This is a genomic window from Streptomyces sp. NPDC001339 (assembly GCF_042895955.1).
Lineage (GTDB): Bacteria > Actinomycetota > Actinomycetes > Streptomycetales > Streptomycetaceae > Streptomyces.
On sequence record NZ_JBIAWT010000016.1, the window covers coordinates 65494 to 78564 of the forward strand.

9 protein-coding genes are annotated in these 13071 nt (G+C 71.1%); 6 read left to right on the forward strand and 3 right to left on the reverse strand.

The features are described 5' to 3' along the window. The first annotated feature begins 138 nt into the window (after positions 1–138). From ACFY12_RS32605 to ACFY12_RS32615, 3 genes are all read left to right on the forward strand, one after another. Positions 139–849 (forward strand): GNAT family N-acetyltransferase, encoded by a 711-nt coding sequence (locus ACFY12_RS32605; RefSeq protein WP_390719573.1) that lies wholly within the window; start codon positions 139–141, stop codon positions 847–849. A gap of 118 nt (positions 850–967) precedes the next feature. After that, positions 968–2734 (forward strand): IucA/IucC family protein, encoded by a 1767-nt coding sequence (locus ACFY12_RS32610; RefSeq protein ID WP_390719574.1) that lies wholly within the window; start codon positions 968–970, stop codon positions 2732–2734. A gap of 41 nt (positions 2735–2775) precedes the next feature. Then, positions 2776–4752 carry an ATP-dependent DNA helicase gene (locus ACFY12_RS32615; RefSeq protein WP_390719575.1) on the forward strand — a complete coding sequence of 659 codons (1977 nt, stop codon included), beginning with the start codon at positions 2776–2778 and terminating at the stop codon, positions 4750–4752. A 200-nt stretch (positions 4753–4952) separates the two neighbouring features. Here ACFY12_RS32615 and lexA read toward each other — a convergent pair whose 3' ends face one another. After that, on the reverse strand, positions 4953–5753 hold the full coding sequence (lexA, locus tag ACFY12_RS32620; RefSeq protein ID WP_390719576.1) for a transcriptional repressor LexA: 801 nt from the start codon (positions 5751–5753) through the stop codon (positions 4953–4955). A gap of 501 nt (positions 5754–6254) precedes the next feature. On the opposite strand from lexA, the gene nrdR reads away from it, so the two are divergent. Together nrdR and ACFY12_RS32630 are read left to right on the forward strand one after the other, a co-directional pair. Next, positions 6255–6785: a transcriptional regulator NrdR gene (gene nrdR / locus ACFY12_RS32625; RefSeq protein ID WP_066935767.1), complete on the forward strand. Its 531-nt coding sequence runs from the start codon at positions 6255–6257 to the stop codon at positions 6783–6785. Positions 6786–6909: 124 nt separating this feature from the next. After that, positions 6910–9792 carry a vitamin B12-dependent ribonucleotide reductase gene (locus ACFY12_RS32630; RefSeq protein WP_390719577.1) on the forward strand — a complete coding sequence of 961 codons (2883 nt, stop codon included), beginning with the start codon at positions 6910–6912 and terminating at the stop codon, positions 9790–9792. 97 nt (positions 9793–9889) lie between these two features. On the opposite strand, the gene ACFY12_RS32635 is transcribed toward ACFY12_RS32630, so the two are convergent. Together ACFY12_RS32635 and ACFY12_RS32640 are read right to left on the reverse strand one after the other, a co-directional pair. After that, positions 9890–11311: an MFS transporter gene (locus ACFY12_RS32635; protein WP_390719578.1), complete on the reverse strand. Its 1422-nt coding sequence runs from the start codon at positions 11309–11311 to the stop codon at positions 9890–9892. Positions 11312–11484: 173 nt separating this feature from the next. Next, the gene (locus ACFY12_RS32640; RefSeq protein WP_390719579.1) at positions 11485–12006 is read right to left on the reverse strand and encodes a TerD family protein; all 522 of its coding nucleotides are present in this window, start codon (positions 12004–12006) and stop codon (positions 11485–11487) included. 438 nt (positions 12007–12444) lie between these two features. Between ACFY12_RS32640 and ACFY12_RS32645 the strand changes: the two genes are divergently transcribed. Beyond that, positions 12445–13050 carry a YdbC family protein gene (locus ACFY12_RS32645; protein WP_390719620.1) on the forward strand — a complete coding sequence of 202 codons (606 nt, stop codon included), beginning with the start codon at positions 12445–12447 and terminating at the stop codon, positions 13048–13050. Positions 13051–13071: the final 21 nt, after the last annotated feature.

The following is a 13071-nucleotide window of genomic DNA, read 5'->3' on the forward strand; positions in this document are numbered from 1 at the left end:
AGCCGACAGCCGACAGCCGACAGCCGACACCCGCAACCCGTCCCCGTCCCGGTCCCCTTCCCCGTTCCTGTCCCCGGCGCCGACGCCCCGCGACCCACAAGGCCACGCGGCATCCGGCCACGAGAGGAGAGCGTCGCCGTGCCCCACACCGACTCCGGCCTCAGCTCCAGCTCCCACGACACTCGCGCGACCCGCGACGTTCCGCTCCCGCCGGAATCCCGCGCGCGGCTCACCGACGCCCACCGGCAGCCCGTGCCCCCCGCCGCCCCGGGCACCGGCCCGCTGCTGGACAACCTGGCGGGCTGGGGCCCGGCCGGCACCCCGGCCGGTCCGTTCGCACTCGTCCCCGTCCGGCCGGACCGCGACCTCGACCGGATCACGTCCTGGATGAACGATCCGGCCGTCGCGGCCTTCTGGGAGCTGGCCGGGCCGCCGGAGACCACCGCCGCTCATCTGCGGGGCCAGCTCGACGGCGACGGCCGCAGCGTGCCCTGCCTCGGCGTGCTGGCCGGAGTCCCGATGAGCTACTGGGAGATCTACCGCGCCGACCTGGACCCCCTCGCCCGGCACTATCCGGCGCGGCCGCACGACACCGGGATCCATCTGCTCATCGGCGCGGGCGGCGACCGCAGCCGCGGTCTCGGCAGCGCGCTGCTGCGCGCCACCGCGGATCTCGTCCTCGACCACCGCCCGCACTGCACACGGGTCATCGCCGAACCCGACCTGCGCAACACCGCCTCCGTCGCGGCGTTCCTGACCGGGGGCTTCCGCTACTGCGACGAGATCGAACTCCCGGGAAAACGCGCGGCGTTGATGGTTCGCGACCGCGCCCATCGCCATCTGTTCTGACCTCCTGTTCTGACCTCGGTGCCGTCCGTCGACGGCCCTGGTCCGGTCCGTTGTCCACCCCGCCGCCCCGGTTGTCCCCCACCCGTGCCGGGGCGGTCACGTTTCGAGGAGTCCCGCCTTGTCTCCTGAACCCCAGCCTTCGCACAGCGCCTGGCAGCACGCGGCGCGCCGGCTCTTCGCCAAGATCCTGGCCGAGTTCGCGTACGAGGAAATCCTCACCCCCGAGCCCGACGGCGCCGCCCCCGACGGCACGCCGCGCTACCGCCTGCCGGTCACCGGCGAACTGGAATACCGCTTCCGCGCCCGACGTGGCGCCTACGGACACTGGCGCGTCGACCCCGACTCGATCACCCCCGACTCCGACCCCTTCCACTTCCTCACCCACGCCCACGACACCGTCCTGGACCTGTCCGGCGACACCACCGGCCACCTCATCCGCGAGCTGACCGCCACCCTCACCGCCGACACCCGCCTGGCCGCCACCGCCCTCAGCGCCGCCGACCTCGCGGACCTGGACTACGCCGCCCTCGAAGGCCACCAGACCGGCCACCCCTGGCTCGTCGCGAACAAGGGCCGGCTCGGCTTCTCCGCCGCCGACGCGGCCACCTGGGCCCCCGAGGCCCGCACCCCGCAGCGGCTGCCCTGGCTCGCCGCGCACCACAGCATCGCCCGTTACCGCGGCATCCCCACGCTCGCCACCCCCGACCGTCTCTACGGCGAGGAGCTCGCCCCCGCCACCCGGCACGCCTTCGCCCGCGTCATCGCCGACGCGGGTCAGGACCCCGTCGACTACCTCTACCTTCCTGTCCACCCCTGGCAGTGGGACGAGACCATCGCCCCGCTCTTCGCCGCGCAACTCGCGGACCGCACCATCATCGCGCTGCCCACTGACAACGACCTCCGCCTGCCGCAGCAGTCGATCCGCACCTTCCTCAACGTCAGCCGGCCCGAGGCCCGTACGGTCAAACTGCCGCTGTCCATCCTCAACACCCTGGTCTGGCGCGGTCTTCCCACCGAGCGCACCCTCGCGGCGCCCGCCGTCACCCGCTGGGTCCACGGTCTGCGCGACACCGACCCGTATCTCCGCGACGAGACCCGGATGATCCTGCTCGGCGAGACCGCCTCCGTCACCGTCGAGCACCCGCTCTACGACCGGCTGCCCGGCGTCCCGTACCAGTTCAAGGAGCTGCTCGGCTGCATCTGGCGCGAGCCCGTCAGCGGCCACCTCGGCCCCGGTGAACGCGCCCGCACGCTGGCCGCGTTGCTGCAGACCGACCCCGGGGGCCGCGCCCTGACCGCGGAGCTGGTGCACCGCTCGGGACTGGCCCCGCGCGACTGGCTGAGCCGGCTGTTCGCCGCCCTGCTGCCGCCGCTGCTGCACTTCCTCTACCAGTACGGCACGGTGTTCTCCCCACACGGAGAGAACGCCATCGTCGTCTTCGACGAGCACGACATCCCCACCCGCCTGGCGATGAAGGACTTCGTCGACGACGTCAACACCTCCGCCCAGCCGCTCCCCGAGCACGACTCCATGCCGGACGACGTCCGCGCGGTGCTGCTGACCGAACCGCCCGCCTTCCTCACCCAGTTCATCCACTCCGGGCTGTTCGTCGGCGTCTTCCGCTATCTCGCACCGCTGTGCGCGGACCAACTGGACGTCCCCGAGGCCGAGTTCTGGTCACTCGTACGGGCGGAGATCCTGCGCCACCAGGAACGGTTCCCCGGCCTCAAGGAGCGGTACGAGACCTTCGACCTGCTCACCCCGCGGATCGAGCGCCTGTGCCTGAACCGCAACCGTCTGCATGTGGACGGCTACCGCGACCGCCGGGAGCGCCCGCACGCCGCCGTGCACGGCACCGTCCCCAACCCTCTGTACGCCGCATGACCGGGCCGGCTGTCAGTGGTCCCGCGTAGGCTTGCAGCGTTATGACGAAGCCCTCCCTCCCCGATCTGCTGCACGCCGCCGTCACCGCCGTCGGCGGCACCGAGCGCCCCGGCCAGGTGGCGATGGCCGAGGCCGTCGCCGAGGCCGTGGACGAGAACGCCCATCTGCTCGTCCAGGCCGGCACCGGCACCGGAAAGTCCCTCGGCTATCTCGTGCCGGCGCTCGCCCACGGTGAGCGGGTGGTCATCGCGACCGCCACGCTCGCGCTGCAGCGCCAGCTGGTGGAGCGTGATCTTCCGCGTACGGTCGACGCGCTGCGTCCGCTGCTGCGCCGCCGCCCGGAGTTCGCCATGCTCAAGGGCCGGTCGAACTACCTGTGCCTGCACCGCCTGCACGAGGGCGTCCCGCAGGAAGAGGAGGACGGCCTCTTCGACGTGTTCGAGCAGGCCACCCCGACCAGCAAGCTCGGCAAGGACCTGCTGCGGCTGCGCGACTGGGCGGACGAGACCGAGACCGGCGACCGCGATGATCTGACGCCTGGCGTCTCGGACCGGGCCTGGGGGCAGGTATCGGTCTCCTCCAGGGAGTGCCTGAGCGCCTCGAAGTGCGCCTACGGGGCGGAGTGCTTCGCCGAGGCAGCCCGGGAGCGCGCCAAACTCGCCGATGTCGTGATCACCAACCACGCGCTGCTCGCCATCGACGCGATCGAGGGCGCACCGGTCCTCCCGCAGCACGAGGTCCTGATCATCGACGAGGCCCATGAGCTGGTCTCCCGGGTCACCGGCGTGGCCACCGGCGAGCTCACCCCCGGGCAGGTCAACCGTGCCGTGCGCCGGGCCGCCAAGCTCGTCAACGAGAAGGCCGCGGACCAGCTCCAGACCGCCGCCGAGACCTTCGAGCGCCTGATGGAGCTTGCCCTTCCCGGACGCCTCGAGGAGATCCCCGAGGACCTCGGGTACTGCCTGATGGCACTGCGGGACGCCGCCCGTACGGTGATCGCGGCGCTGGGCTCGACCCGCGACAAGTCGGTGCAGGACGAGGACGCCGTCCGCAAGCAGGCGCTGGCGTCGGTGGAGAACGTTCACGCGGTGGCCGAGCGCATCGCCAACGGCTCCGAGTACGACGTGGTCTGGTACGAGCGCCACGACCGCTTCGGGGCGTCCTTGCGTGTGGCGCCGCTGTCGGTCTCCGGCCTCCTCCGGGAGAAGCTCTTCGAGGACCGCTCCGTCACCCTCACCTCCGCCACCCTCAAGCTCGGCGGCGACTTCAACGGCGTCGCGGCGTCCCTGGGCCTGGCCCCGGAGGGCACCGAAGGCGAGGACTGCCCGCCCTGGAAGGGCCTGGACGTCGGCTCCCCCTTCGACTACGCGAAGCAGGGCATCCTCTACGTCGCCAAGCACCTCGCCCAGCCGGGCCGCGAGGGCAGCCGCAGCGACATGCTCGACGAACTCGCCGAGCTGATCGAGGCCGCGGGCGGCCGCACCCTCGGCCTGTTCTCCTCCATGCGCGCCGCCCAGGCCGCGGCCGAGGAGCTGCGCGGCCGCCTGGACATGCCGATCCTGCTCCAGGGTGAGGAGACCCTCGGCGAGCTGATCCGGAACTTCGCCGCCGACGCCCGGACCTGCCTGTTCGGCACCCTCTCCCTCTGGCAGGGCGTCGACGTACCGGGCCCGAACTGCCAGCTGGTGGTGATGGACCGGGTGCCGTTCCCCCGTCCCGACGACCCGCTGATGAGCGCCCGCCAGAAGGCCGTGGAAGACGCGGGCGGCAACGGCTTCATGGCCGTCGCGGCCACGCACGCCGCCCTGCTGATGGCCCAGGGCGCCGGCCGTCTCGTACGCGCCACGGGCGACCGCGGCGTGGTCGCCGTCCTGGACCCCCGTGTCGAACGCGCCCGCTACGGCTCCTTCCTCCGCCGCTCCATGCCCGACTTCTGGTACACCACGGACCGCAACCAGGTCCGCCGCTCCCTGTCCGCCATCGACGAGGCAGCGAAGAAGGCCGCCACCGATTCCTGACCCCGGGACCGTGCGCGGAAAGCAGGCCGTTCGACGCCACACAACCTGCACCCCCCACCGGCCCCTTGCGTCCACCGCAACCAACAATTGAGCAACCCCCACGGCGGGTCACCACCTCCGCGAAAGCGGCGCCGGTTTAGGCGCACAGGCGAGCCCCGGAACCGGCGCAGTGGTTCCGGGGCTCGGTCGTGAGGGGTGGGTCAGACGCGCCGCAGCACCGCCACCACCTTGCCGAGGATGGTCGCCTCGTCGCCGGGGATCGGCTGGTACGAGGAGTTGTGCGGCAGCAGCCATACATGGCCGTCCTCGCGCTTGAAGCGCTTGACGGTGGCTTCTCCGTCGAGCATCGCGGCGACGATGTCGCCGTTCTCGGCGACCGGCTGGCGACGGACCGTGACCCAGTCACCGTCGCAGATCGCGGCCTCGATCATGGAGTCGCCGACGACCTTCAGTACGAACAGTTCGCCGTCGCCGACCAGCTGGCGGGGGAGCGGGAAGACATCCTCGACCGACTCCTCCGCGAGGATGGGGCCGCCGGCGGCGATCCGGCCGACGAGCGGAACGTAGGACGCGGCGGGCTTGCCGGCGGTGTCGGTCGCGGTGCTGGTCGGCTGGTCGGAGCCGCGGACCTCGTACGCACGGGGGCGGTGCGGGTCGCGCCGCAGGAAGCCCTTGCGCTCCAGGGCCATGAGCTGGTGGGCGACGGACGACGTGCTGGACAGCCCCACGGCCTGGCCGATCTCCCGCATGGACGGCGGGTATCCACGCCGCTGCACGGAGTCACGGATCACCTCGATCACCCTGCGCTGGCGGTCCGTGAGCCCCGAGCTGTCGGCGCGGATACCGGGTGGCCGACCAGGCAGCGAGCGGGCGGGCTTCTGCTCTTCGGAGTCCAACGTGGAGTCGTCCATCGGCGGCCGCTGTGCCGTCTGCGGATGATCGAACCGGCTCGGGGAGTGGCTCTGTGTGGTGATGGTCGCGCTGTCTGCGGTGGTGGTCACGGCGGCCCCTCTCGAAATGTTCTCCCTAGTTAGCCAACGGTAGTTGCTTTCGAAAGGTTGCGCCAAACACACGTTCGAGTGAAATATTCGCTGATTGGCTGACCCGATCAAGTGGGTGGGTGTATGGCGCGTGGCGTGCCGGGAGGGCTCTCCCCGGAGGGCTCGCCGTCCGCCTCCGCCGGGCTCCCGCGGCCCGGCCGATTCTGTCACTCCCGCCCCGCCGCGCGGCCGCCCGGGTGGCTTCCCGTACCCTCGTGGGCGACCGCCCGGCCCGCCTCCGCCGCGACACGCGGTAGGCGGATGTAAGCGGGCCGACACCACATCTAGTGGTTGCACGCGTCAGGTCACCCACAAGTTGTGGTGCCTGGTCCTTCGGGGTCCGGGGATCGCCTATGCTGGTGGCTGCTCCGAGGGGCCCGCACGGACCGAGGGGTTATTCGTCGTACGCCGCGATCGACGGCGTATGCACGTCCGTACATCGAGGGTGAGGAGGGTGGAGCCATGCACTGCCCCTTCTGCAGGCACCCCGACAGCCGGGTCGTCGACAGCCGGACCACCGATGACGGGACGGCCATCCGCCGGCGCCGCCAGTGCCCCGACTGTTCCCGCCGTTTCACGACCATCGAAACGGCGTCACTGATGGTGATCAAGCGGAGCGGGGTCACCGAGCCCTTCAGCCGCAACAAGGTCATCGCGGGAGTGCGCAAGGCGTGCCAGGGCCGTCCGGTCACCGAGGACGCCCTCGCGAAGCTCGGCCAGCGGGTCGAGGAGGCGGTGCGCGCCACCGGCAGTGCCGAGCTGACCACCCACGACGTCGGGCTCGCCATACTGGGCCCGCTGCAGGAACTCGACCTCGTCGCGTACCTGCGCTTCGCGTCCGTCTACCGGGCATTCGACTCGCTCGAGGACTTCGAGGCGGCCATCGCCGAGCTGCGGGAGCAGCGCGAGCAGGGGCCGCCCGGGCAGGAAGACGGGGCCGGCGGGGCGACCGGCGGTCCGGTCGTTCCCGTGCCCGCCACCGCCGCCGACTGAGCTCGGCGCGCATTCAGGACATGCATCGGGGCGAGAGCAGGGCGCCCCGGTATCAGAAAGACAAACACCGTGCCACGGAATGTGTGCGCACATATGGGCGTTTGCCCGTATACAGGGAGGCGGAATGACAGAGACGACGAGCGGCCCGGCACGAGGCTCCCGCGCCAAGGGCAGCAAGGCGAGCAAGGGGCTGCGCATCGAGCGCATCCACACCACCCCCGGCGTGCATCCGTACGACGAGGTGGAGTGGGCGCGCCGTGACGTCGTCATGACCAACTGGCGCGACGGCTCGGTCAACTTCGAGCAGCGCGGCGTGGAGTTCCCCGACTTCTGGTCGGTGAACGCGGTCAACATCGTCACGAGCAAGTACTTCCGTGGTGCGGTGGGCTCCGAGACCCGTGAGTCGAGCCTGAAGCAGCTGATCGACCGTGTGGTCAAGACGTACCGCATGAGCGGCGAGAAGAACGGTTACTTCGCCTCCCCGGCGGACGCCGAGATCTTCGAGCACGAGCTGGCGTACGCCCTGCTGCACCAGGTCTTCAGCTTCAACTCGCCGGTGTGGTTCAACGTCGGCACCCAGCAGCCGCAGCAGGTCAGCGCCTGCTTCATCCTCTCCGTGGACGACTCCATGGAGTCGATCCTGGACTGGTACAAGGAAGAGGGGATGATCTTCAAGGGCGGCTCCGGCGCCGGCCTGAACCTCTCCCGCATCCGCTCCTCCAAGGAGCTGCTCTCCTCCGGTGGCAACGCCTCCGGCCCGGTCTCCTTCATGCGCGGCGCCGACGCGTCCGCCGGAACGATCAAGTCGGGCGGCGCCACCCGCCGCGCGGCCAAGATGGTCGTCCTGGACGTCGACCACCCGGACGTCGAGGCCTTCATCGAGACCAAGGTGAAGGAGGAGGAGAAGATCCGCGCGCTGCGCGACGCGGGCTTCGACATGGACCTGGGCGGCGACGACATCACGTCCGTCCAGTACCAGAACGCCAACAACTCGGTCCGTGTGAACGACGAGTTCATGAAGGCCGTCGAGACCGGCTCGAAGTTCGGCTTGCGCGGCCGTCTGACCGGTGACGTCATCGAAGAGGTCGACGCCAAGGGGCTCTTCCGCAAGATGGCCGAGGCCGCCTGGGCGTGCGCCGACCCCGGCATCCAGTACGACGACACCATCAACCACTGGCACACCTCGCCGGAGACCGGCCGCATCACCGCGTCCAACCCCTGCAGCGAGTACATGCACCTGGACAACTCCTCGTGCAACCTCGCCTCGCTCAACCTCCTGAAGTTCCTCCGCGACGACGACCAGGGCAACCAGTCCTTCGACGCCGAGCGCTTCGCCAAGGTCGTCGAGCTGGTCATCACCGCGATGGACATCTCCATCTGCTTCGCCGACTTCCCCACCCAGAAGATCGGCGAGACCACCCGCGCCTACCGCCAGCTGGGTATCGGCTACGCCAACCTCGGCGCCCTGCTGATGGCCACCGGCCACGCCTACGACTCCGACGGCGGCCGCGCGCTGGCCGGTGCCATCACCTCCCTGATGACCGGCACCTCCTACCGGCGCTCCGCCGAGCTGGCCGCGGTGGTCGGCGCGTACGACGGCTACGCCCGGAACGCCGACGCCCACAAGCGCGTCATGAAGCAGCACGCCGACGCCAACGGCACCGCCCGGCGCATGGACGACCTGGACACCCCGGTCTGGGCCGCGGCGACCGAGGCATGGCAGGACGTCCTCCGCCTCGGCGAGAAGAACGGCTTCCGCAACGCCCAGGCCTCGGTGCTCGCCCCGACCGGCACCATCGGCCTGATGATGGACTGCGACACCACGGGCGTCGAGCCGGACCTCGCCCTCGTCAAGTTCAAGAAGCTGGTCGGCGGCGGCTCCATGCAGATCGTCAACCAGACGGTCCCGAAGGCGCTCAAGCGGCTCGGCTACCAGCCGGAGCAGGTCGAGGCGATCGTCGCCCACATCGCCGAGCACGGCAATGTCATCGACGCCCCCGGCCTCAAGCCCGAGCACTACGAGGTCTTCGACTGCGCCATGGGCGACCGCTCCATCTCCCCGATGGGCCACGTCCGCATGATGGCCGCGGCTCAGCCGTTCCTCTCCGGTGCGATCTCCAAGACGGTCAACGTCCCGGAGTCGGCCACCGTCGAGGACATCGAGGACGTCTACTACCAGGGCTGGAAGCTCGGCCTGAAGGCGCTGGCGATCTACCGCGACAACTGCAAGGTCGGCCAGCCGCTCTCCGCCAAGAAGAAGGAGGAGGAGAAGAAGGCCGAGGCCGAGCCGGCCGCCGAGAAGAAGGTCGTCGAGTACCGCCCGGTCCGCAAGCGCCTCCCCAAGGGCCGTCCCGGGATCACCACCTCCTTCACGGTCGGCGGCGCCGAGGGCTACATGACCGCCAACTCCTACCCGGACGACGGTCTCGGTGAGGTCTTCCTGAAGATGTCCAAGCAGGGCTCGACCCTCGCGGGCATGATGGACGCCTTCTCCATCGCGGTGTCGGTGGGCCTCCAGTACGGCGTCCCGCTGGAGACCTACGTCTCGAAGTTCACCAACATGCGCTTCGAGCCGGCCGGTATGACGGACGACCCGGACGTGCGGATGGCCCAGTCGATCGTCGACTACATCTTCCGCCGCCTGGCGCTGGACTTCCTGCCGTTCGAGACCCGCTCGGCGCTCGGCATCCACTCCGTCGAGGAGCGCCAGCGCCACCTGGAGACCGGTTCGTACGAGCCGGTCGACGAGGACGTCGACGTCGAGGGCCTGGCCCAGTCGGCGCCGCGCCAGATGGACACGGCCAAGGACCCCGCCCCGGCGAAGAAGAGTGCCGGGGAGACCGCCGCACCGGCGGCCAAGCAGGCGCACACCAACGCCGAGCTGGTCGAGATGCAGCTGGGCATCAACGCCGACGCGCCGCTGTGCTTCTCCTGCGGGACGAAGATGCAGCGGGCCGGCAGCTGCTACCTGTGCGAGGGCTGCGGCTCCACCAGCGGCTGCAGCTGACAGCCGGATCGGGGCCGCGGCGGGGGAGACTTCCCGCCGCGGCCCCGCTGTGCCTGGGCTGAGCCCGGGCTTCGGCGCGCGGGACCGCTGAGGCGGTTCAGCGGCCGGCGGAGGGGACCGGTTCGGTACCGGTCCCCTTTGCCGTGTCCGGGTGCGTCGTGTTTGTCGGGTCCGGGTCCGGGTGCGTCGCGTCCGGGGCACTGTCCGTCGTCGTGGTGCCGCCCTTGTCCGGTTCGCCGTCGTGGGTGCGTGGGCGCGGGCGGCCGCGTACGTAGAGCAGCGCGGCGCCCAGTTGGACGGCGGCGATTCCGAGCAGCAACAGGGGTGGTGGCGCGGCAGCCGCCGCGCCGGTGAGAGCGCCTCCGCAGGCCGCCGCGGTGATCTTCAGCCCCGCGCCGAGGGTGAAGACCTGCGCCCGGGCGCGCGGCGGAGCGTACGCGGCCCGGAGCCGCAGGGTGGCGGTCAGCAGCGGACCGTCGCATACGCCCGCCAGGACGAACAGCGCCGCGTCGGCCGTCGGCGACGGTACGAGCGCGGCGGTGCCCAGCGTGAGGCCGGTGCCGCACAGGGCCGCCACGACCAGCCCTTGATCCGGGCAGGGCAGCCGCCAACGGGCCACCGCCAGCGAGCCGATGAGCGCCCCGGTGGCGAAGGCGGTCATCAGGGCGCCGCCCGCTCCCGGGTGCCCCCGGTAGCCCGCGAGCAGTACTGCGGTGGTGGTCAGGCCGCCGATACCGGCGAAGGCCAGGCAGGTGCCCGCGGTGAGGGCGCGCAGTTCCCGGACGCGCCAGAGCGCCGTCAGCCCCGCCATCAGGTCGGTGCGCAGCGCCCCGCCGGCCGGCACCGGATCCGCCGCCGTCTCGTGATGCGAAGCCGTGACGGACTCCGGCGCAGCACCGATGGGCTGTTGCGCGGCCTCGCAGGACTGTCGTCCGCCCCCGCACGGAATCCCGCCGAGCAGCGCCGCCCCGAGTGCGGCCGAGCCGCCGAGGAGTGCCATCGCCATGCCCGGAGAGGCCAGCGTTGCCACTACGCCGGCCACCGAGGGGCCCGCCACCGATGCCGCGTTGTAGACGGCTGCGTCGAGCGCGTACGCACGGTCCTGCCGCGCGTACGCCGGCAGCAGGACGGCGAGCAGGCTGGAGAGGCCGCCGGACACGGCCGGGCCGCAGGCACCGCCGGACAGGGCGACGGCGAGGACCACCGGGGCGGGGGCCCGTCCGATGAGCGCGGACAGTGCCACGATGCCGAGGGCGAAGCCGCCCAGCGCCCCGAGGTAGCACAGCCGGGGACGGCGCATACGTGTGGCGAAGGCGCCCACCAGGGGTGCCGCGACCACATGCGGCGCCATCCAGGCCGCGAGGACGAACGCGCCCTGGGCCGCGCTCCCGGAGCGCTGCAGGGCCAGCAGAGCCACCGCCACGGCCATGCCCTCGTCCGCCAGACGGGCGGAGAAGGCGGCGGCCAGGTAGAGCGGTAATCCTGATCGTGGCCCTGAGGGCGGCGGGCGCTGCGGCATGAGCGTCGTCTCCAAGGCGGGCCGGGCGGTAACGTCTTGGGCATACAAGACGTTACCCGGGCCCCTCCCCCCCTGCGCCGAGGTCGCGTTGCCCGGCCATGGGCGATATCGGGCCATGGCCGCTGCCCGACCCTGATGGTTATCGGCCGACGGTGGCTACCGGTCCGCGCCGGCTACCGGCCCATGGACCGGGCGAACGTGCTCGGGTCGGTGCTGAATCCCCGGACATCGGCGCGGAACTGCCACTTGCCCGCCTCGTTCCGGGCGAATTCGGCGACCGTGGCGGCGGTGGAACCGGCGACCGCGGCGAAGTCGTGCTGTGCCAGTTCGGCGTACCCCTCGCGGATCCGTACGGCGGCGTTCGCTATGTCACCGAAGACCGTGCGGCCCGCGACCTGTTGGATGGCCACGCCGACGACGACACGCGCATAGGTTTCGGCCAGCCGGTTCAGTTCCAGGATCATGATCTCGTCGTAGCCGAACCCCTGGCCGGTCCGGCTGTCCCGGTTGAGGTTGATGGTCCCGTCGGGCGACCGGCTGTCGAAGTGCACCAGGTAGGCCGGGTCGCCGTGCGGGGCGTCGGCCGTATAGGTCGCCGCGATGATGTCGAGGTCGTGGTCCGGTGTGCCGGTGGGGCTGGGGTCCCACTTGAGCGCTACCTCGACCTTCTCGATGCCCTTGTCGAACGTGTTCACCGGCTTGCCCCTCCTTCCCCCGGGGGCGCGGCACGGACCCACGCGGCGACCCGCGTGGCCATGTGGCCGACTCCCCAGGACTTTCCATGGGTGGCCATCGTGCCACGTAGGCGTCCTGCGGTGCTGAGCGAACTCCCTCTGGTGCCAGGTGGATTGAGGGTGGCTCAATGGGTGAGGGTGGCCGGAAACTGCTCTTGCGGAGGGGCTCGCAGGCTTCGGTGCGCACCCGCGGTGCCGGCGCTCGGCGGGGTGGTGGAAGGCGCCTGTACGGCGCACAGGGGAGTGGGTGCTCCTTTCGGGAGGTTCCGCGCCGGGAGGCTTCCAGGGTGGTGGAGGCGGCGCCCGCGTACCCATCGGCCCACGCCCGTAAGGAAGTTCGGCGTGGTGGGGCCGTGACGCGCAGTGACCAGGTTCGCCCTCGGGCCGTACGATGGCGCGGTGCTGGTCAAGTGGATTCGCCTCACCGTCGTGGACCGTCGAGGGTTCGAGCGGGGGCAGCGGAAATGGGCGGGACTACTGGGGGAGCCGGGGTTCCGGGGGCAGGGCGGAGGGTGGAGCCGGGTGCGGCCGGGTGTCGCGCACTTCGTCGCCTTCTGGGAGAGCCGGGCGTTCTACGACTCCTTCATGGCGCGTTCGCACGACCGGCTGGCGGCCGCCCAGGTGGGCACGTTCAAAGATGCCCGAGTGCGGCTGTTCGAGCACGAGTTTGACGTGAAGGTGGGCTTCCGTCCGGTGTTCGGCGATGTGGATGTGATGCGGCTGGCGCATTGCCAGGTGCGCGGGGACCGGGTCGACCACTTCATGCTGATGCAGGAGAAGGTCTGGAACCCGGCGATGGCGGGCTCGCCGGGCATGCTGCGGGGCATGCTGGGGCGGGCTCCGGGCGAGGAGTTCCTGGTGCTGTCGATGTGGCAGTCGGCGGCCGAGCGTGGGAAGTACCGGCCCGAACGGGTCGAGCGGCTGGCGCTTCGGGCTCAGATAGCCGCGGACGTCCGGGCGGTCACCGGAGATGTCGTGCAGCTCGAACCGTCGTGGACGGTGTGACGGGTGGATGCGGGCCCCGGG

Bases quoted from the DNA above. Each gene is read 5' to 3' on its own strand.
- ACFY12_RS32630 (WP_390719577.1), top strand. From the start codon at position 6,910: ATGACAGAGACGACGAGCGGCCCGGCACGAGGCTCCCGCGCCAAGGGC.
- ACFY12_RS32635 (WP_390719578.1), bottom strand. From the start codon at position 11,311: ATGCCGCAGCGCCCGCCGCCCTCAGGGCCACGATCAGGATTACCGCTC.
- ACFY12_RS32615 (WP_390719575.1), top strand. From the start codon at position 2,776: ATGACGAAGCCCTCCCTCCCCGATCTGCTGCACGCCGCCGTCACCGCC.
- nrdR (WP_066935767.1), top strand. From the start codon at position 6,255: ATGCACTGCCCCTTCTGCAGGCACCCCGACAGCCGGGTCGTCGACAGC.